The following is a 20,266-nucleotide window of genomic DNA, read 5'->3' as shown; positions in this document are numbered from 1 at the left end:
AAAATTACCTCAGTTCAGACCGATGCTCTACCCGGATTCACAAACTAAACCAATTCTTGGGCAATAATCTTAACGAGTAGTTCAGCAATCTGAATAGATTTGGATAACGATATCTCAGAAATTTTTTTCTCAGCAGAATCGCGATTTCTCGGTCATCTATTCCTTGCTCCGATAGATATTCTTTAAACCAGTTCAGGAAATTTAAATGAGCGACATTGGGCATATCCGGGTGATATAGTCCCGAATTCAATGCCACGGAACAAGAGGAATCAGAATGCTGGCGATACCTGTCCCAACATTCACTGGCCACGAACACAGGGGTCTTAAGAAAAACCTTGAAAAAAAAGGCCTGGTCTTCGTACATGCTATGGAAGCTATCCTCGAAGCCTCCGGTAATATCGAAGAGACGGCGACGTGCCAGGATGGCGCAGGTGGCTGGTGTTCTAGCTTTAGTCCTGAGTAGGAGCTTAAGAAATGCCGGTGGTTTGAATAATACGTTATACTGGGGGCTAATTCCCCTTTTATAATCAAGCTTGGCATCCTGGGGGTCTCCGGTCCAGCTGTACCACCATTCCGTAGGCCCGCAGACCATCTCGGCTTCGGGATGTGAGATGAGGATCTCTAACTGTCGCTCCAGTTTCTGTGGCAGGAATATGTCGTCGGCGTCAAGGAAAGCAATATAATCACCATGAGACTTGCTGACGCCGAGATTGCGGGAAGTGCTCATGCCCTTGTTCTGACGGTCTTGATGCTCCAAGCAATGTACCTTTTCTGGGTAGCTCTCTGCATAGCTCTTGGCAATTTCACTGCTGCTGTCGGACGAGCCGTCGTCTACCAGCAAGAGCTCCCAGTTATCATAGGTCTGGAAAAAAACGCTTTTAATTGCCTGATCGATGAATTTTTCTGCGTTGTAAAATATGGTGATGACAGAAACTAATGGCTTGGTATTCATCATTTCAGCCGTTGAACCATTCATAGAGCTTATTTTCAAATTCTTCGCCGTCGCAGTCCTCTACTTGAACACGAGGCAATTGAAAACGGTCTGTATGCCACCATACCACATCGGCGATTGTGGAACAGGCACAGGCAAACCCGGCCTGACGAACAAGAGCGATTGCCTCTTCCGTGTAATCTCCGTGTGGATATGCAAAACTGGTTACCGGGCGGCCCAATATGTGTTCCAGTTTATCCTTGCCCTTCTTTATTTCATTTTGCTGAGAAGCTAAAGTGTGCAAGGACAGAAACGGGTGGGTTACGGTATGTGAGCCGATTTCGATAAGCTCTCCCTGCGATAAATCAAAAACTTCCTCTAGATTGAGAGGACGATGGGTTGGGCGAACTGTTGGTTCGATAGAAGCCCAATTCAGTATTTCATCCATTGTCCTTCTTTGCTCGTCATGTGGTAAAGACCTTAATAGTTGCCAAATTGAGTAATAGAGATGGTGTCGGGAGCCAGGGTTTCCATCCCAGGGTTTTAGGTTTCGGCTGTTATGATACTCTTCCTCACTGTAGTAGCCTCCGTTGTTTAATTTCCACTCATAGCTTTTTCCATCAATATTTAAACAAAGTACCTCTGGCAATTTGCCGGGTTGCAAAAATAACCCATCTAGTTCGTCCCACCAGAATTCGTATTCGCTTCCAATATAGCCGGTAGTGAGAAAGACCGTTGCGGGGATATTATAGAGCTCCAGCAACGGTTTGGCATTGATTAGGTTATCGGCATAACCGTCGTCAAAGGTTATAACGATAACGTTTCGAGGAGCAATTCCAAATCTATACTTTCGTATAAATTGCCTAAGTTGCATCGGGCGGCCGTACTTTTGTAAAACTTCAAGATGTTCGGCAAAGTGATCAGGGGTCACGGATAGCGACCATGGGTCTGAGCCCCACTCGTTTATACTGTGGTACATCAAAATAAGCCCTTTTACCGTAAACCTATCACTGAACCACTCGATAGCTCGCTGCACCCGTCTGGTTTCAGTCTTTTTCATCCTATCTCCTCTGATTTGTGGCCAGCATGATAATTTTTATCACCTGATGCAAATATTTTCGATTAAGTGGTGTGCAATTGCGGGTTTTAGTGCCTTAACTCGATCTTACAATAATACGGGCGGAAAAGAAAAAACTTACTACTTATTAACTGGACTCTTGTGTGCAATACACAATCTGGACATATTAATTTACTATTTTTTTAAGTGGCAAAAACTTCCAAAATAGAAAACTATAATTTTATGGGTAAGATGTCTTGCCCTCTTAGTTTCAAGTAACGGACTTTCATCTGTCTTATCAGGTTCCTGAGGAGGCCCAGCATTCGATAGAAATGGGGATAGCGATAAGGCCTTTGAACTCTCCGAAGAGCATTCCAGACTCTGATGTCTTTTATTTCTTGTTCTAATAAATACCCTTCTAACCAATTCAATAGAGTCAATCTTGACGGATTTGGCAGAAAAGGGTGCCATTGTCCAGCCTTTATTGCCCGGTAGTAGCTGGAAGAAAAGCGCTCGGATGAGTGCAATCGATACCTACTCCAGCATGCGTCTGCAACAAACACTGGTGCTTTCAGGAAAACCTTGACGAAAAAAACTACGTCATCATATAAATCTCGGAAGGTTTCTTCAAATCCTCCCACATCTTTGAACACATCTTTTCTTATCAAAACGCTACAGGTGCATGGATACTTATGAGGGTCTTCCAAATAACGAATGAGAAGAGTCGGCGGCATAGCTAATGTGTCGGGAGGAACAGCGAGTTTCTGGAGGTAATCAAGCCTTGCATCTCCCGGGTTGTCTGTCCAGCTATACCAATGATGGGTACGCCCATATAGCATAGCCGCTTCGGGCATGGATTCCAATATTTCGACCTGTTGCTCCAGTTTTTGTGGTAAGAATACATCGTCAGCGTCCAGGAGAGCGATATAATCACCCCTGGAATTGCTAATGCCTAGGTTGCGAGATATGCTCTTGCCCCTGTTTTGATGCCCGTCATGTTCCAGATAGCGCACCTTTTTCGGATATTTTTCTGAATACCGCTGAGCAATGGCAGAGCTGCCGTCGGTTGACCCGTCGTCTACTAGCAGCAGCTCCCAGTTGTCATAGGTCTGAGCGAATACGCTTTTTATAGCCTCCTCCATAAACTTCTCGGCGTTTAAAAAAATCATAATAACAGACACAAGCGGTTTATCTTTCATGACCAGGTAGACTTTGGTAAATCTATAGATTCAAGTGGTTTACCTTTAGAAAGTATTTCTAAAGAATATAGTAGAAAACAGACACTGATGGAAAGTTCTTTGTATTCACCTATCCTCCAGGCATTCACGCCAAGTTGAAACGCGAAATTGGAGAATACAAAAGGAGCTAGTAAATAGTATATAACGAGGATAGGCAGCAAAAAAGTCATGTCTACAGAGCGCAGACGCCATGTGTAATAAATAAGAATAAACAGTGTAACTAGGTATGTGAATTGTGGTAACGGATTGGAAAAATAAGCATCGAAATCATAAGCCATGAATAGAGTACCTGTAAATATCAAGAATCGACTGGGTAAAAAGAATGAAAATATCTTTTTTCCTAGTAATGATGTCTCAGCTTTCAAAAAAGGCAGGAAAATAAAAAGGCAGAATGCACCAAAAAAATAGGCCTTATGAGAAAAGCCAGTCGCAAAATTGTGGATATTTAATTCTCCCTGCACATTACCGGAGAATTCTTGAGGGGTTTTAATATTGAAAACCCGTTGAAACCAAGAAACTTCCTCCATTCCATCCAAAAATAGAATTAGTGCCAAAACCAATGTGGTGATGACGAAAATGTTACTAGGTTTATAAAAATGCATCAGCTTGGCCATTATCCGTATAAAAATCCCACAGCTAATGAATAAAAGGGTAGCTGTAACCGTTTCTACGATATAATCCTCTCTACTTAATAGGTCGTAGCGGCGTGGGTAGAAAACAAGAAGGAACAGAGAAAAAAAAGAAGCTAAGAGAAGAAGCCACAGAATTAATTCCTTAACGGTTAAAGATAATATGGTTCGTTTATTGGTCTCTTCAACTGATAAGTCAATTATGCCCCAGTCTGTTGATGTTGTGAATCTGGTGTTTGGCTCTTGTTCTCGGTTTTGTGAGTTGAGTCTTAGTATGGCAATTAAGAATAAAAGGCTACCCAATGCCAAGAAAAGGTTTCGCAAAAAAATCGGATCTGAATATAATGAGCCCAATATTGACGCCAATGCCAATCCAAACAGAGAGTAGCTTGATAATAAGGATTTTTGGAGTAACTTTTCCATTTATTCAAGAAACTGACACGAAAATTTAATTAAATTCTAAAGATACGGTGCATCTTAAAAATTGACAGCGATCTCCATGAATAAATCTTGCTTTTAGCAATGTTTTACAGTGTGTTCCCCATTATAAAAATAAACGGTGAATATTTTGAAATAAGATCACGATATTTGTTCGAAATGACTTTTAGACTTGAATCAACTAAATCTGCTGGTGCTAAAATATCTAAGCTTTTTTATCTGGAGAAATATCCCAGAGCTTTGCCGCAAAATCCTCTATACTATCCGAGCCCTTAACCTCGATGCGGGGTAATGCCAGCAAGGAATGACTCATCGTGCATAGACCTGGTTCCGAGGATAGGCCAAAATCGTAGCCGCTGATTCCGACTAAGTATTCAATCAACCGGTTGAATTTGCCATAGGGATAAGCGAAGTAGGATATATATGTGCCTAATTCCCTCTCAAGTGTGGCTCGGGATCTCCTAATTTCCCAGAGTGCCTTTTTCAGGGATATTGAGGTAAGATCAGGATGGCTGACGGAATAGGAGCCAAAAGTGATACCCTCGGACTGGAGTTGACGGATTTCTTTCCAAGAAAGTGGCGTAACTTCTTTTTGGTGATTTTGATGTTGGCTATTAGATCTTACAATTTGGCCTGTGATGAGGAAGACAACAGCCGAGAAACCATATCTTTTCAACAAAGGCCAGGCATAGGTTAGGAAATCTTGACAACCTTCGTCAAAAGTTATCACTACCTTTCGACCTGTTAGCGGGGTTTTGCTATGCACGGCATAAAGCCATTCATATAAACTGATACTCTCGTGGTCAGTGTCACGTAAGTAACACAGTTGTTCCTCAAACGCCTCGGGCGTGACTGTGGAGTAATTCTGAGTATCTGACTTAATCGGTCCCACGCGTCGATATATGAGAATCGGGAGTTTATCCGTGTTCCACAAAACCTGCGTGGCTACCTTAGACGGCAGTGGTCCGTGCTGGGCGAGTTCAATGGCCTTTGGGGCACAGTTGCGTGAAAAAAAGTTAATGTGGTCCTTACGCTGAAAGAGTTGGATACGATAGAGGGGCGTACGCAGTTCTTTTCTAAATTCCAGATTATGGTGACGGGCGAATGTCTCGCCGATAACCTTTCCTCCGAATGCATGGTCCCAATTAAATCCGGGTTGATTGGGCTCATCCACGATTAGATTTGCATGGGCCATCAGTAGGTATCCTCCAGGATTTAAGCAGTTTGCCAGCTTCTCTGCTGTGGTCCTTAGTTTCTTTTGATCACCGACGAAATATAGGACTTCACTGCAAACTATCAGGTCAAATTGTCCGGGAATTGGGTCCTTTGTGATATCAAGACACTGGAAAGCCACGTTTTTAAGGTTATTACAACGATCGGCGGCACGGCGAAGAGCGATTTGTGATATGTCAGCGGCCAGCAGATGTTTGACGCGGGGTGCAAGCTGTACGGTGAAGTGCCCCTCTGCGCAGGCTAGCTCTAGGGCTTTTTCGATCGGCTCATCCGGGATCAAACTCAATGTTTGTTCATACTTGGTTTGCTCATAAGGATTTGTATAATTCCAGGGGTCGGGACTTTTTGAAAAGAGTTCCTCAAAGTGAGCTTTGGGGTTGCTCTTTTCCCTGGATAGAGCTGGGTTTTCCTTTTTCCTTGGTTTGAGGAGGCCCCTCATATTCTTGGAAATGTGTTTCAGTTCAGGAATCATCAGCAGAGCCACCCGGGAGGAGCGTTTCAAAATTTGTTTGGCTTTATGGAGTCTCCGAGCTGTTTCTTTGATCGAACTTGATATACACAGAATCAAATGTGCTTGTAAGGATCCGAGGCGCCGCCCGAGCCCAGGGTCTTTTGCATATCTCATCACCAGATTTTTGCTAAACCAGAGTGCATGACCAGCCAGCCCCGGAGTACCGGTATGAGCTTCTAACGCGTCTAGAAAATCTTTTACTTTATCTTCAAAGCCCGTCCAAAGCTTGTACCACTCGCTTCTAGGCCTGGATGCAGATACCATGGCATGTCGGAAGATGCAGTTAGCTGCTTCATTGGGGTTAAGCGTTAAACATTTCTCACCTTTTAGCTCTTCGAGTAATGGCCTTGCATCATACCCGCTTCCAATTGCATATCCAGCACAGGCGGAGAGTAAGTCAAACTTGTTTTTTATCAGTTGTTCCTTGGGTAAACCCTCAGGGTAAGGAATATGGAGCTGGGCGAGGCGAGGGTCCGGTGCGTGCCCCTGATTCAAGACCCGTATACCATCTTTGAGTAATTGTAGACTGTTACATGTAGCAGATCCGGGCCGCATTCGGTAAGCTGCTAGGGTTTCTCCAATTCCCCCAAAACGTGCTCCAGTTCGGGCAATTCGCTGGAAGAGATCCCAATCCTCACAAGTGCGGTAAGTGGGGTCAAAGCCTCCAACGGCTATGACTAGAGAGCGTCTAACGATGTAGGTGTGTAATACGGAGACGCAAGAGGCGGTGTAGTCAGCAAACAAGTCTCCGGTTTTACCATAAAACTCTTCAAATACTCGCTCACCATCGGGTGTGAAATAGGCCCAGCCGCAATAGGCAACGTCCAGGGTCGGGTCAGCCTCGATTAGCCCGGTCAAGCGTTCTAAATGACTGGGGAAAATCCAGTCATCGGAATCTAAGAAAACTAGCCAGTCAGAACGGGCCAGTTTGATACCGTTATTTCTGGCTATGCTCACCCCCATCTGCTGTTGTTTTAAAAGCCGAAAGCGAGCATCTCGCTCCACAAAGCCTTTCACAACATTTTCGGTGCCATCACTCGACCCGTCGTCGACCACTATTGCCTCCCAGTGCGGAAAGCTCTGGTTGAGTAGAGACTGAAGGGTCTCTGCTATAGTGTCCTCAGCGTTGTGGGCGGCGATGATAACTGATACGTTCATTCTTGAAACTTCGATTATATGCTGAAACGGAAATTTATAATCAGCGAATTAATTATGGTGTGCAAAGTAAACTCAACAAAGACGGAACAAAAATTTAGAACATAACCCAAGTGGTAAGGTGTAGGCACCAGAGACGATTATTTAATATGATTTTGTTCATTTAATGTGCTTTCTATTTAGTTTCACGATAACCGAACTACAAACCCTCATTAGGAGACTTTCCTAAAGCGGGTTCCCATGCTTCGTCTTCGGATAATAGCACGCGTGTAACTGGCTTCCTGAAGTGTACTTATACGATTAATATTGTACTCGGAAAGCAGGCGTTCACGAGCGGCCTGTCCCAGTGCCATACGCAAGCTCGGGTCTTCTAATAACTCTATTACCGCTTCCGCAATTCTTTCGGGGCTGAGAGGGGGAATAAGTTTGCCTACCCGGCCAGCGTCTAACATATCAACCATACCTCCCGCCTGACTTCCAACAATTCCACGGGCCGCGGCCATTGCTTCTAAGCACACGCAGGGGAAGTTCTCCCAAATGCTGGGAAAAACGCATATATCTGTGTCGGCTAAGATGTCAAGAACACTTTCAGGCGGTACAAAGCCGGTAAACTCGACCGATTTATTGTAACGCTGTAACGCATGTTCCAAGTATTGTTGCATAGGTACATTTGGTTTAGGTGAAGGCTCGGATGAGCCAACAAAACGAAACTTGACCCGAGGGTAACGTTGTAAAATGATTGGAATAGCCTTTGCCAAGTCAAGTACTCCTTTACGTATTTCAAGCCTACCTAAGAAAGTAACAACATTTGTATTTGTATCCACTGGTATATTAAGCAACTTGTCTGTAGGAATATAAGGATAAGGGACGTGGGAGACTTTTGTCTCATCGATACCCCATTCTTTAATCATTATGTTTCCCAATGCTCTGGAGGGCGTAGCAATCTCATCCGCATCAAGCGCATGCGAGCGCTCTATCTCATCAGCCTTCAAGGTGTATAAACGGTAAGCCTCAATGTCTGGATCATACCCCCAAGAATGTTTTACACCTTTAAGTATTGATTTTACGTAGAGCCGAGACTTTCTCAGAAAAGAGGATTCTGGTTTGTAGAAGTTGAGCCTGAATAGCACAATGGAGGGAGTGTGCAGCTTAATCACTAACGGTATCTCAGGAACGAGCCGAACGGCTTCTCTGGCATCGGCAGCGTAGTCCGGCCCTTCAAGCACGTCAAATTGCACAGCGGCGTTACGGTTTGCGAAGATTTGACCGATCGGTGTAGAGAAGTTTTGTTGTTCCTTTTCCAAGACTCGGTGAACTATTACACCATCCTCAGTCTCGCTTCCGGAGCGGTACGGGCTGCTGGTAAATACCTCTACATGATGGCCTCGCTCCTTCAACATTCTGGCTGCTTGGTACACATAAGTTCCAATACCGCCATAGGCGGCGTCTGGAGGATATTCATAGCTAATAAAGGCGATTTTCATCGTGGGAAATAACCTTATGATTAGTAAATCTTAAAGATGTCTACGTAAAGTTTGTTAGTTTTTTATGGTATCTGGCAAAATGATCCCCCGTTTCATCTGAATCCAGCGGTAGGCAGGAGCGGGCAATGTCCATTTAGCTACTCCCAGGGCTATCCATATCAGCTTTCTTTCTGTGTGCCATTTAAGATTCTGAAAGAGGCCTAAAATGCCGTGAGAAGCCTGGTATGGGACCGGCCGCCACGCCTTCTTTAAAGCACTCCATACTCTTCTGTCGGTCACGCCCTGCTCGATTAAGTGGCCTCTTATCCAGTCTAAAAAATTCAACCAGGCGGAATCAGATTCTCCATTTTTCTCGGCAATGGCACAACAGCTATCCGGGTGCTGTCTGTACTTAGCCCAGCATTCATTTGCTACAAATGCAGGAAGCTTCAGGCCAAGTTTTACAAAAAAGACCTGGTCCTCATGCATGCCCCGAAAGTCCTCTATGAATCCCCCTATCTCCTCGAATACTTCTCGTCTTATCATGGCGTTGCAGGTGGTTGGTGTTTGATATTTACCTTGCAGCAAAAGAAGGACCAGTATAGGTGGCTTGACTAAAGTATTTGGCTGCAGCCCTAGGTCAAACATGAAATCACGTTGTTTGTTTGCGGGGTCTTTCATCCAGGTACGCCAAATCAGGGTGCGCCCATAAACCATTGCCGCCCTTCGGTTAGAGTTGAGGATGGCTACTTGCTCTTCTAGTTTTTCAGGGAACCATACATCATCTGCATCCAGGAAAGCTATATACTCACCTCTGGCGTGTCTTATTCCTAGATTGCGGGAAGTACTCATTCCTCGGTTTTGATGCCCTTCATGTTCAAGATAGAACACCTTATCGGGGTGTTGCTCGGCATAATTTAAGGCGATTCTGCTGCTTCCGTCGGTCGAACCGTCATCCACGAGTAACAATTCCCAGTTGTCATAGGTCTGGGCAAAAATGCTCTCTATGGCTTCCTCTAGGAATTTCTCGGCATTGAAAAAGATAATGATGGCAGATACCAGGGGCTGGCTACGCATTTTCTTTTACGGGATCCAGCAATGGCGTTAATTATGATTTTGAGCGCTGTTTAGTATAGGATTCGTCGCCATTGAATTGTGTACTCCACTTAAGCATTGGTCTAAGAACACCGCCCATGTCCCCGGTGAAATCACCCCGAGCGGTGTCTCCTTCAAGATTGTCTATCACATGGAATGCTACTACGTCGTATTCATAAAACTGGAAGATAATAGGGTCAATCGTATCAATCCCTGCTCCTACCGAAAAAGTACCATCTGCTAGGAGATTGCCAGGAATCCATGCCGTGCTTACATATGAGCCAACCGGACGGGGGCGCTTCCGCCAGGCCGGATCGAGGTCATGGGCTGAAAAAGCCAAAACGCCTTCCTCGTTGTAAAAGGCAAAATGGGGCATGATTATATGGTCTGGTTTGAGAACCTCGTATTCCATCTCCACCCTTAAAGGTTGTCTGATGTCGATTTTATCAATCAGATGGCCCTCTACTGACCTTACCCGTACAGCACGGAGGCGAGTGATATCACCCTGGGGAGCCTTTTCCGGGTCAGTCCATATTCTCTCGGCGGTTGTACCAGTTCCTGGTGTTAAGTAAGCACTGATAACTTGATGAGATGGCCCGTCCGCTGAAATTCGTCCTTCTTCGAAGAGAATAGTTCTTTGACAAAGACGGGTAATAGCGCCTAAATTATGTGAGACAAAAAGTATTGTACGACCTTCGTGTCTTATTTCTTCCATTTTAGCAAAGCACTTTTTCTGGAAGGAAGCGTCACCTACGGACAAGACCTCATCGATTAATAAAATCTCCGGTTCAAGATGAGCAGCTACGGAAAATGCCAGGCGCATATACATGCCACTGGAATAGCGCTTCACCGGAGTGTCCAGAAACCTCTCGATCTCCGAAAATGCAACAATCTCGTCAAATTTTCGGTCGATCTCTGTTTTCTTCATGCCCAGGATAGCTCCGTTCAGATATATGTTCTCTCGTCCGGTCAATTCTGAATGGAATCCAGTACCGATCTCCAGTAGTGAGCCCACTCGACCGTAGATGTCGGCATAGCCCTCCGTCGGCTCGGTGATCCGAGTGAGAATCTTTAGTAGCGTGCTCTTACCGGCACCGTTGGGACCAGTGATGCCAACAGCCTCGCCTCGTTTCACCTGGAGAGAGACATCTTTTAGAGCCCAAATAATGTTATCTTCTTTATAAGCTGCCGGTTGTCCATTCACAAATCGCGAAAGGCGGCGGAGACTTGTGTACATAGCGTCGGTGATTTTGTCACGAAGGGCATTATGGCGCTGGCGCTGCCCAATATGGTACTTCTTGCTAAGGTTTTTAACACTGATAGCGACTTCACTCATAATTTACACTACATCGGCGAATGTTCTTTCCATACGCCTAAAATACACCAGACCTCCAAAAAGGAGTATAGCAACCACTAACGCGGAAACGAATATTAGCGATCCTATTCCGTTGGTTTTACCCAGGAGTGCCCAGCGAAACCCTTCTACCACTCCGGCCATTGGATTCAGGCCGTACAATATACGCCATTTCTCTGGTACCAGGCTACTTGGGTAGGCAATGGGAGTTAGGAAGAGCCAAAATTGCATCAAGAAAGGTATTGTATATTGCACATCACGATATTGGACGTTTAGGGCTGATAACCATAATCCTACCGCTAGGGCACTGGCTATAGCTAACATGATTAGCAGGGGCAAGGTTAAAACTGCTACAGTTGGGACAACGCCGAAATAGAACATCATTCCAATCAGTACCAGGAAGGAAACTCCGAAATCGATTAGCCCGGCCAGCACCGCTGACATGGGGATGACCAGGCGTGGAAAATAGACCTTTGTTAAAAGTTGTTGGTTTGCCACCAGGCTGTTACCGGAGGCCGTCAGGGCGTTTGCAAATAGCTGCCAAGGTACTAGTGCGCTATAGGCAAACAGCGGATAAGGTATTCCGTCAGACGGCACTTTAGCCAGTCGTCCAAAGAAGATACTGAATACCACCATAGTCAAAATAGGTTGTAATATGGCCCATGCTACGCCTAGTACGGTTTGCTTATAACGTACTTTGATATCTCGCCAGACTAAAAAGTATAGAAGCTCTCGGTATTCCCAAATGTCTTTGAGCTTGAGAGAAACCCAGCCATGTGAAGGACGAATATTAAAATGCGGAAGCGTCTTCGGTATGCTCAGTCCTGGAATGTCTTTGTTCTCGGGCAGTTCTAATTTATACAAAAGGGGACCTCCGAATCGATAATAACGGTTTAAACGCTTGGTGTATTTCGTTTATTTGAATTTGTTTAGTTGTGCCCCTCAAATGTGTTTTGGATGATTAGCAGAAATTATCATATAGCTCCGCCTCTCGGCTACATCGGTAGGAAGAATAGGATACAATAACCGTGTATTAATACTAATACTTTTGTACCATTTTAATTTACGTCTACGGTATTATTAATCGGACTTTTGTCCTAATTTTTGATTCGGAAAGGTAATACTGTGGTTCTGAGCTTAAAACTTTTGTTAGGTAAGTTTGCAACTATCTGCATAAGTTTGAAATTTGCGTGCGCCTAAGCATCTCATAGAACTATAATTAATAATCTGGTATTCAATCTGACTATAACCTTAGGTTTATTTTTATATTAGTATCCATTATCGGACTCGGCTTGTTTTTTAAACCTCTTATTCCATGGTGGAAATAAGAGCAAACCAGTTATAATTGATTTTAACTGACGCCGTTCTGTGACGAGATGCATACCCCCGTGCTCTGCAAAAAATTCCGCCGTCATCACATTCGGGTCCACCCCCCTCCCCCCGCTGGTCAATTTGACTACGCGGTCTCCGGCAAAAGCAATAGTTGCTTTTTTCTCGGCAATGATGAAATCGCCTAAAACGGTATAGCTGGCCAGTGCTCCCCCGGTGGTGGGGTGCCCGAGGATGGAAATAAAGGGTAGTCCGGCATCTTTCAGTTTTAGGATTGCGGAGATGGTTTTGGCCATCTGGTATAAAGCTACCGTTCCCTCCTGCATCCTGGCTCCCCCGGTTGCGGATATAGAAATCAAAGGGATCTTTTTGCGAATGGCGTAATCTACAACGAGCTTCATTTTCTCGCCAAATATGGCTCCCATCGACCCCCCCATGAAGCGAAAATCGCAGACCGCGACGGCAACGGGCAATTCGGAAATAGTTCCGTATCCAATAACCAATGCTTCCTTGGAGTCGGTACGTCCGGACATCTTGCTTAGACTTTCCGAATAGTCATAAAAACTGAACCGTCCATCAACGTTTCCTGCGCTTAAATCAGGATGTAACTCATGAAACGAGCCGGAATCCAGCAGCAAATCGATATAGTGATCCGACCCTAACGAACCGGGTTTTTGACAATACGGACAGGCATAAAAATTTTCTTGAAACTCTTTCTGCGTAGAATGGTTTCGGCATCCGTACCGGCTTACCTTTCCTTCCAGGTCTTTTTCATCATTGCACACGTAAGGCTCTGCACCATATAATGCTATCTGCATGTGAGAAATTTCCGGAGTAACGGACTTGTTAAAGGTGTGGGAGGGCAAAAGCCATAATTTTAATTTCCTGGCAAAAGCTTGATATTTTCGAGGCCGTTTCTCCAACTGTCCGCACTCTTCTATCCGGTCTCTTAAGCTCTTCTGGAGATAGTTGGTGTCTGCTCGTTCTAGTTCATCGGTGGCTTGAGTCAAGGATTTCTGAATATTTTCGAGCACGGTGGTTAAATAGTCGGAACTGTCTAGTGAGGGCTCTTTGATCACCTTATCGACTATGCCGTATTTAAGCATGTAATCGGAAGTGGGCTGCAAAACCTTGAGTGCTTCCTCTATGTTGTAAGGGCTTCGAAAAAGTATCGCCGAGCATCCCTCTGCAGTAATAACCGAATACTCGGCACGGCTGAGCATGAAGCGTCTATGGGCTAGCTGGATTGCGATTGCCCCTCCGCTCCCCCCGCTCCCGATAATAGTGGAAATGGACTTGGTGTTGAGGGTAATCATTTTAGCCTGGCAATACGATATCAGCCAGGACTGGAGTTTTTCTGCGGAGTATTCGAAAGGATCGCCGCCGATGGTATCGACAAATGTGTGCAGCATCAAGCCTTTCTTCTCCGCATATTGCATCATGTTGTAGGATAGTCCGTATCCGTCTGCTTTTACCAGCCCGTAGTTGAACTTAGCCCGCTCTACATCGTTTGAAGGGGTCTGCTGGGCGATGATTGCTACCTCTTTATTCCTGCTCTTGAGCCTTGCCGTTCCAATAATTACCGTAGGATCATCGACGAATTCTATTATCTTTCCGGCGGGTGATTTTATTTTATTAGAGAAACCAGGAAGCTCGTACCAGGGTGTAAAATCGGAATATAGGGAATCTATTATATGCTTTGACTTTACCCGATTATAGGACCTTGCCTGTTCGTGTATCTCCATCATTTGTGAAATGCGGGCCATTCACTCCTCCGTCTTTCTGCTTTTGTCTTGCCTGATGCGATCAAGATGAATGGTGTCATGATAATCGTATTTTCCTCTGAAAAAAGAAAAGGGTTGTTCGAAATAGGGATTTAGTTCATTAGCGGGTGGATATTATAACATAAAATATATGGGTTACCGTACGGGGGAAAATACCGTGTCCAGATATCAATTTTTGGCGCTTAGCATTCAGGCATGATAAATTACTTTAGATAAGCTCCTCAAGCCTTTTTAGTTCACTCGCCTCAAGCTCAACCTCCCCCGCTTTTACGTTCTCCTCTACCTGTCTTTCCGTTTTTGCCCCGGGAATGACAACCGATACCGCTTCATTGTAAAGGGTAAACCTTATGGCGGCTTGGGTTAATGACCGCCCTTCTTTTTCAAGGAATTTTAACTTACTGACTTTTCTGGCTCTTTCTTCTAAGAAGCTCTTACTCCACCCCCGTCTATGGTCGCTTTTGGGAAACTCTGAATGCTCGTCGTGTTTGCCGGATAAGATCCCGGAGGCAAGAGGCTCCCGGGCGATGATTCCTATATTGTAGTTTAAGGCCAGCGGAAATAATTCTTGCCGCGCCTCCCGGTTGAGGATGTTGTAAACAACCTGGATGGTATCCGGGTTCCCTGTTTTTATCGCTTCGATACCGTCATTTAAGTAAAAAGCGGAAACTCCATAAAACCTGATTTTCCCTTGTTTTTTAAGCTTCTCTAGTGTTTCATAGACATCATGCTCTTTTATTGCATCTGGCCTTGAATTATGTACCTGATAAAGGTCTATCCAATCTCTACCCAGTCTTTTCAAGCTCCCTTCTACGGCGAAGAATATGTAGTCCCTTTTTAAATTGCTATTTATCCCGCCTCTTCCATAGAAATCCCATCCAAATTTGGTGGCAATTATGGTCTCCCTATCACCCCTTTCCTTTAAAACCTTACCGATAAGCTCCTCGCTATGCCCGTCACCGTAAGAATCGGCAGTGTCTATAAAGTTGACTCCTAAGTCTAAGGCTTTATGTAGGGTGCGGATAGATTCCGTGTCATCGGTCTGCCCGTAGCCCCGCCCGCTTATTCCCCAGGAGCCAAAGCCGATTTCAGAGACTAAAAGATGTGTTCTTCCCAGTTTTCGGTATTTCAATTTTAGAAAGGTTAATTAGATCGTATCAATCATCTTTTATTCAAGATTTGATAGCCCTTCTGCCTGTTTGTCATGCCCGAATGTATTAGTCGGGCATCCACGAGTAGCCTAAAAAATGGATTCCCGCTTAAAACATGCGGGAAAGACATAATAATCTTGGCCCGTCAGTATGTGAATAAATAACATTGCTTATTTTATATAGGGCATTACCTGTTCTGTGAAAAGCTTCATGGAAGTCATAACCTGCTCATGGCTTATTCCGGGAAACTCAAAACGGCATATCAGATGATTGAATGTCGGTAGTGCCTTTTGAAAAGCCCTGATCTTATCGACACATTCTTCCGGTGTACCGAATATTCCTTGTTCCTTCACCGCCTCCTCTAATTTAGGGTCATTTGGATCGGTAAGGGCATTTCCATTAGCGTCCACCATAGACCCCCACTCGGCATAGCCTTTATAGATATAGGCAACGTGCTCTTTGACCTCTTCCCAGGCTTTTTCTTCCCCCTTAGTGCTAATATAGACATCGCGTACGAGAGGCTGTTCGATTTTTTGCGGATCGTGTCCGAATTCTCTGAGTGCTTTGTGAAACATGTCCAGTTCTCTTCGAAGAAACGGTATCGTGCCGACGCTGGCTAAGTAAAGTGGAACACCCAGGCGGGCAACACGCCTTATAGCCGGTTCTTGATAAGCCCCTATCCAAATGGGAATCGGGTTTTGAACAGGCTTAGGAGTCACATTTACGTTATTAATCTTAAAGTGTTTCCCTGTGTGGCTAAATCCTCCATCGGCCCAGCTTTTCCTTAGTATCTCGATGCCTTCCTCCATCCGTCCTTTACGATGCTTCAGGGAGATTTCGAATGCATCAAACTCCTCCTGTCTGTATCCCAGTCCTAGGCCGAGAATCAAACGTCCGTTTGATATAATGTCCACTACCGCTGCATCTTCTGCTACTTTAACCGGATTGTACAGGGGCAGAAGCAATACCCCCGTACCAATGCGAATTTTCTTGGTACGGGCGGCAATGGCCGCAGCCGTTACCATGAGGGAAGGGCAATACCCATCGGCGAGGAAATGGTGCTCGGTAAGCCAGGCGGAGTCAAATCCCAGTTCTTCGGCAATACTTATCTCTTCCAACATCTCTGAATACAATTGCCGATGTTCTTTAGGGGCATGCGGCGGTGACTGCAAGCTGTAGTATCCTATTCCGAATTTCATATTCATAACCTCCTTATGCTTTTAGATGGTTGAGTAAATAAAATCGAATAGCGCCAAATAAAGTTATGATTTTAATTGATTTTAGCGGTGTATTGAAGGGCAGAAGAAATAGGTGGAGAACTCTGTTAACGGGGCTAAATAAATGAGATTTATTTTTGATTTTTAAAGGGCTGGCGTTACTCTGTTAGCCAGCCCTTTTGTATTTTGGAGGGTTGTTTTTAAACCGTAAACGATGAGCCGCAGCCGCAGGAACCCTTGGCATTAGGGTTGTCAATTTTAAAACCGGTGCCGCTAAGACCGTCGGAGTAATCAAGCCTGGCTCCCTGGAGGTAAGGAAAACTAAATTCATCTATTGCCACCTTTATACCATCTACTTCGAAAACCTTATCCGTGTCTTCTGTCATATCGTCAAAGCCCATCTCATATGAAAATCCGGAGCATCCACCGGGGACAACCCGAACTCTAAGCACGGCATTGGGTATGTCTTCACCCTGTAATAGCCTCTTGATCTCACCGGCAGCTTTTGTAGTAACCTCAAACATATTTTTGACTACCTCCTTCTCTACGAAAGCTTTTTTATTCCCTATAAGTATATGCGGTAATAAGAACAATAGCAATTCCCATCAAGAATACGGCCGAGTTCATAATGACCGATCGTTTATGGAGCTTTTGAAACCGGTCATGCACTTCCAAGTACCTCGGGGAATCTTCAGCCAAGCTTTTCATCTCCGTGCGGGCTTCCAGTGCCTGTGGTCTTATTACTCCACCGGCATAAACGGCCAGACCGAGCATTATGAGAAGAATAACGATTTTTAACAACGGTGAAACCCCAGGTTTTTCTTTAAACCATAAGATGCACGAGGTGATAAGAGCGATTCCGCCGCATATGTAGGCTATGAGATAGTATTTGGGGAAGATATCCGAAACTAGGTCTCCGGCTAAGTTACGGGGTAGGACTTTGAAAATGCTGGGCGCAGTAATCAGCGAAAAGAAAAATATGCTCCCTATCCAGAAGATTAGGGAGAGAAGGTAGAGAAATTTAAGCGTGACTTGCATTACCTATCACGGTTATTTGGGTTTATGGTCATTATACCAGTTTATAGTGAATAAATTAATTGCCCCCAAGATTTAATCGATACCTTTTAGGTATATTTAACTCTTATTGACAAAAATAGGCAATTTTGCTATAAGGATTATCGGTAGTAAACTCACCCTTTTGCAGTAGAGCCGAAAGTTGACTCAATCTAACTAATGAGGAGGGCTGAAATGGCGTATGAAGTTGAAGGTCGGCTTTTAGAAGTATGTACCTGCAATATCCTCTGCCCATGCTGGGTAGGAGAAGACCCGGACCTAGATTACTGTGACGGTTTGCTGGGATGGCATGTGGATAAAGGAAATGTTGAAGGGGTGGACGTCTCGGGACGTTCCATTGTAATGCTATGCCACATTCCCGGTAACATCCTTAAAGGGAATTGGTCTGTACGTGTCTATATTGACCAGAATGCGACGGATAAACAGAAAGAAGCGCTCTTGAACGTTTGGTCTGGAAAGCTTGGTGGACCTATTGCCGATATGGCTAAGCTCGTGGGAGAAATTGTATCGGTGGAAAAGGTCCCGATAACATTTGATATCAAGGGTGCTAGCGGAACTATTAAAGTTGGGGATGGAATTGAAGCCTCGCTAGCTCCGTTTAAAGGCTTAACGGGAAAAGAGTCGGCGATTCACGATACCATTTTTACCACAATTCCTGGTTCTCCTGCATATGTGGGCAAGGCATCGAATTATAGAGCCAAAGTCCCTGGATTCGATATTGACCTAAAAGGCCACAACGCAGTATCCGGTTCTTTTCGTTTTAAAGCTTAACCGAGCTTACAGTCATCTGGAGATACTCAAATCTTCCTGATGGCTTAGGCGTCTAATCAGGTAATAAACACCATGAAATTGTAGGGAACTCATACTTGTACTGAGCCCTTCGACTTCCCCAGGATAGACTCGGTCGAAGCATATGCGTTCCTAAGCTAGCATGTGTAAATGAAATACACTGCTGATCATATCTTGTGGGGTTAATATTAAATGTCAATGTTCAGAAGCTCGGTCCCTCCTGCTGTCGAGCGCACGGCATTGTTTTTTTCGATTTTAATACTCGTTTTGGGTGCTTGGATAGCTCTTTGGCTCACCGAGGACTCGGTTAACAGCTTATTTCATACCCATAATTTAGGTCATCATATCCACTCATCGAGCTCATTTATCCTGCTGTTCGTATTAGGCTGGACGGTTATGACAGTAGCCATGATGCTGCCCACGAGTCTTCCGGTAATTGCCACATTCCATACACTTGCGGGTAGTAGGCCTGACCGCCTGCTATTAGTGGCACTGGTAATAATTGGCTACTTAATAATCTGGGTTCTCTTTGGCATATTGATCTACCTCGGATATCAGTTATTGCACTGGGTATTGGGTAATATACCATGGCTCGGACATCAAGAACTGGCTGGCGCTCCCTTCCTGCTGATTCTCGCCGGTGCTTTTCAGTTTACGTCACTAAAATATAGATGTCTCGACAAGTGCAGGTCTCCTTTCAGCTTTGTTATAGAGCATTGGCAGGGACGCAACGAAAAATGGAATTCGTTTCGTCTAGGTGTGGATCACGGTGTTTTCTGCGTTGGTTGCTGTTGGGCCCTCATGCTCCTCATGTTTGTCGTAGGTTTCGGCAGTCTCGGCTGGATGTTTATATTGGCTATAGTAATGGCAATAGAGAAGAACACATCATGGGGCCGTCGGTTCAGTAAACCGCTTGGCATTATTTTGATCGGTTTGGGTGTCTTACTATTAGGTCTAACCTAATAATAATTTTGTTAACTGCTTCTAAGCCTTATTTTTTCTTGTGGATTCCCGCTTCACTTCCTGGCAAAGAAGTTAACTGCCTGAACATACAGGTCCTTAGACACCTTAACCTCGGCAGAGGTATTTTTGAAGCAATCAAAACGTTCCAGAATCTTTCCATCAGACAAACCGACAGCCGAGCTTATTTCGAATAGTTCCGGTTCCGGGAGTGAACCCCCAATACATGCTGCCCATAACTCAGGGCTGCTGCGTGCATCGAGCTTTAGCTCCCTCTGCACCACCACGTCTGCCAGGAATAAGCGCCCTCCGGGTTTGAGCACACGGACGATTTCTTTGAACACCTTTTCCTTATCCGGTGAGAGGTTGACGACTCCGTTAGAGATGACTACGTCAACACTTTCATCTTCGACCGGCAATTCCTCCATGAATCCCTCACGTATATCCACAATGTGTGAAAGCCCTGCTTTCTCGGCGGAAGCTTTGGCATAGTCACGCATAGCCTTGGTCATATCTACACCGATAGCCTTGCCATTGGGCCCTACCTTTTTTGCTGCAAGAAGTAGGTCCATACCGGCGCCACAGGCGTGGTCAAGGACGGTCTCTCCGGGCTGGATCCTGCCAATGCGATGCGGGTTGCCAACACCGGCAAAGCGGGCTGTACACTCTACGGGTAACGATTCAAGTTCCTTTCTATCGTAATTAAGGAACTCGACGGCATAATCCAGACCACGGTGAAAGTGAAAGTCGCCCTGGGGCTCGTGGGCTACCCGGTCATATGTTTCATGTACCAACTCACGTAAGCGGATTACATCAAATCCTACAGGACATTTGACTGCCATCTTTCTAATCCTCCTTAAT

At 45.0% G+C, this 20,266-nt stretch carries 17 protein-coding genes; 2 read left to right on the top strand and 15 right to left on the bottom strand.

Annotated features, from left to right (window positions below; genetic code table 11):
* Positions 1-37: 37 nt before the first annotated feature.
* The 14 genes from VNN20_13460 to VNN20_13395 form a co-directional block, all read right to left on the bottom strand.
* Complete coding sequence (locus tag VNN20_13460) at positions 38-976, bottom strand: glycosyltransferase (protein ID HWP93195.1); 939 nt, start codon at positions 974-976, stop codon at positions 38-40.
* On the bottom strand, positions 957-1,991 hold the full coding sequence (locus VNN20_13455) for a polysaccharide deacetylase family protein (protein HWP93194.1): 1,035 nt from the start codon (positions 1,989-1,991) through the stop codon (positions 957-959). Before VNN20_13455 ends, VNN20_13460 begins: the two co-directional genes overlap by 20 nt.
* A 230-nt stretch (positions 1,992-2,221) precedes the next feature.
* A complete protein-coding gene (locus VNN20_13450) occupies positions 2,222-3,157 on the bottom strand; it encodes a glycosyltransferase family A protein (GenBank protein HWP93193.1) in 936 nt (311 codons plus the stop codon).
* Between the two features lie 26 nt (positions 3,158-3,183).
* Complete coding sequence (locus VNN20_13445; GenBank protein ID HWP93192.1) at positions 3,184-4,278, bottom strand: hypothetical protein; 1,095 nt, start codon at positions 4,276-4,278, stop codon at positions 3,184-3,186.
* A 220-nt stretch (positions 4,279-4,498) separates the two neighbouring features.
* Positions 4,499-7,195 (bottom strand): trifunctional glycosyltransferase/class I SAM-dependent methyltransferase/polysaccharide deacetylase, encoded by a 2,697-nt coding sequence (locus VNN20_13440; GenBank protein HWP93191.1) that lies wholly within the window; start codon positions 7,193-7,195, stop codon positions 4,499-4,501.
* 209 nt (positions 7,196-7,404) lie between these two features.
* The gene (locus VNN20_13435) at positions 7,405-8,676 is read right to left on the bottom strand and encodes a glycosyltransferase family 4 protein (protein ID HWP93190.1); all 1,272 of its coding nucleotides are present in this window, start codon (positions 8,674-8,676) and stop codon (positions 7,405-7,407) included.
* 54 nt (positions 8,677-8,730) lie between these two features.
* A complete protein-coding gene (locus tag VNN20_13430; protein ID HWP93189.1) occupies positions 8,731-9,732 on the bottom strand; it encodes a glycosyltransferase family A protein in 1,002 nt (333 codons plus the stop codon).
* A gap of 31 nt (positions 9,733-9,763) precedes the next feature.
* Positions 9,764-11,086: an ABC transporter ATP-binding protein gene (locus VNN20_13425; protein HWP93188.1), complete on the bottom strand. Its 1,323-nt coding sequence runs from the start codon at positions 11,084-11,086 to the stop codon at positions 9,764-9,766.
* Between the two features lie 3 nt (positions 11,087-11,089).
* Positions 11,090-11,968, bottom strand: a complete 879-nt coding sequence (locus VNN20_13420; protein HWP93187.1) for an ABC transporter permease — start codon at positions 11,966-11,968, stop codon at positions 11,090-11,092.
* 404 nt (positions 11,969-12,372) lie between these two features.
* Positions 12,373-14,199, bottom strand: a complete 1,827-nt coding sequence (locus VNN20_13415; GenBank protein HWP93186.1) for a carboxyl transferase domain-containing protein — start codon at positions 14,197-14,199, stop codon at positions 12,373-12,375.
* Positions 14,200-14,425: 226 nt separating this feature from the next.
* Positions 14,426-15,346 (bottom strand): aldo/keto reductase, encoded by a 921-nt coding sequence (locus tag VNN20_13410; protein HWP93185.1) that lies wholly within the window; start codon positions 15,344-15,346, stop codon positions 14,426-14,428.
* A gap of 189 nt (positions 15,347-15,535) precedes the next feature.
* Positions 15,536-16,564, bottom strand: a complete 1,029-nt coding sequence (locus VNN20_13405; protein HWP93184.1) for an LLM class flavin-dependent oxidoreductase — start codon at positions 16,562-16,564, stop codon at positions 15,536-15,538.
* Positions 16,565-16,782: 218 nt separating this feature from the next.
* Positions 16,783-17,106 carry an iron-sulfur cluster insertion protein ErpA gene (gene erpA, locus VNN20_13400; protein ID HWP93183.1) on the bottom strand — a complete coding sequence of 108 codons (324 nt, stop codon included), beginning with the start codon at positions 17,104-17,106 and terminating at the stop codon, positions 16,783-16,785.
* 34 nt (positions 17,107-17,140) lie between these two features.
* A complete protein-coding gene (locus tag VNN20_13395) occupies positions 17,141-17,620 on the bottom strand; it encodes a DUF4149 domain-containing protein (GenBank protein HWP93182.1) in 480 nt (159 codons plus the stop codon).
* Between the two features lie 210 nt (positions 17,621-17,830).
* On the opposite strand from VNN20_13395, the gene VNN20_13390 reads away from it, so the two are divergent.
* Together VNN20_13390 and VNN20_13385 are read left to right on the top strand one after the other, a co-directional pair.
* Entirely contained in the window at positions 17,831-18,427 is a 597-nt protein-coding gene (locus VNN20_13390; GenBank protein HWP93181.1) for a DUF1326 domain-containing protein, read from the top strand.
* A 210-nt stretch (positions 18,428-18,637) separates the two neighbouring features.
* Positions 18,638-19,408: a DUF2182 domain-containing protein gene (locus VNN20_13385; GenBank protein ID HWP93180.1), complete on the top strand. Its 771-nt coding sequence runs from the start codon at positions 18,638-18,640 to the stop codon at positions 19,406-19,408.
* Between the two features lie 53 nt (positions 19,409-19,461).
* Here the strand turns inward: VNN20_13385 and VNN20_13380 are convergent, their stop codons facing one another.
* Positions 19,462-20,247, bottom strand: coding sequence for a methyltransferase domain-containing protein (locus VNN20_13380; protein ID HWP93179.1), 786 nt, complete (start codon positions 20,245-20,247; stop codon positions 19,462-19,464).
* Positions 20,248-20,266: the final 19 nt, after the last annotated feature.

The organism is Thermodesulfobacteriota bacterium, assembly GCA_035559815.1.
Taxonomy (GTDB): Bacteria; Desulfobacterota_D; UBA1144; order Nemesobacterales; family CSP1-2; genus DATMAT01.
Note: the sequence above shows the minus strand (reverse complement) of the source record. Positions and strands in the feature narration are given on the sequence as shown.

Excerpts from the sequence above, each read along its gene's own strand:
- VNN20_13425 (HWP93188.1), bottom strand. The coding sequence starts at position 11,086 with ATGAGTGAAGTCGCTATCAGTGTTAAAAACCTTAGCAAGAAGTACCAT.
- VNN20_13385 (HWP93180.1), top strand. The coding sequence starts at position 18,638 with ATGTCAATGTTCAGAAGCTCGGTCCCTCCTGCTGTCGAGCGCACGGCA.
- VNN20_13380 (HWP93179.1), bottom strand. The coding sequence starts at position 20,247 with ATGGCAGTCAAATGTCCTGTAGGATTTGATGTAATCCGCTTACGTGAG.
- VNN20_13395 (HWP93182.1), bottom strand. The coding sequence starts at position 17,620 with ATGCAAGTCACGCTTAAATTTCTCTACCTTCTCTCCCTAATCTTCTGG.
- VNN20_13460 (HWP93195.1), bottom strand. The coding sequence starts at position 976 with ATGAATGGTTCAACGGCTGAAATGATGAATACCAAGCCATTAGTTTCT.
- VNN20_13435 (HWP93190.1), bottom strand. The coding sequence starts at position 8,676 with ATGAAAATCGCCTTTATTAGCTATGAATATCCTCCAGACGCCGCCTAT.
- VNN20_13445 (HWP93192.1), bottom strand. The coding sequence starts at position 4,278 with ATGGAAAAGTTACTCCAAAAATCCTTATTATCAAGCTACTCTCTGTTT.
- VNN20_13430 (HWP93189.1), bottom strand. The coding sequence starts at position 9,732 with ATGCGTAGCCAGCCCCTGGTATCTGCCATCATTATCTTTTTCAATGCC.
- erpA (HWP93183.1), bottom strand. The coding sequence starts at position 17,106 with ATGTTTGAGGTTACTACAAAAGCTGCCGGTGAGATCAAGAGGCTATTA.
- VNN20_13405 (HWP93184.1), bottom strand. The coding sequence starts at position 16,564 with ATGAAATTCGGAATAGGATACTACAGCTTGCAGTCACCGCCGCATGCC.
- VNN20_13440 (HWP93191.1), bottom strand. The coding sequence starts at position 7,195 with ATGAACGTATCAGTTATCATCGCCGCCCACAACGCTGAGGACACTATA.
- VNN20_13455 (HWP93194.1), bottom strand. The coding sequence starts at position 1,991 with ATGAAAAAGACTGAAACCAGACGGGTGCAGCGAGCTATCGAGTGGTTC.
- VNN20_13390 (HWP93181.1), top strand. The coding sequence starts at position 17,831 with ATGGCGTATGAAGTTGAAGGTCGGCTTTTAGAAGTATGTACCTGCAAT.
- VNN20_13450 (HWP93193.1), bottom strand. The coding sequence starts at position 3,157 with ATGATTTTTTTAAACGCCGAGAAGTTTATGGAGGAGGCTATAAAAAGC.
- VNN20_13415 (HWP93186.1), bottom strand. The coding sequence starts at position 14,199 with ATGGCCCGCATTTCACAAATGATGGAGATACACGAACAGGCAAGGTCC.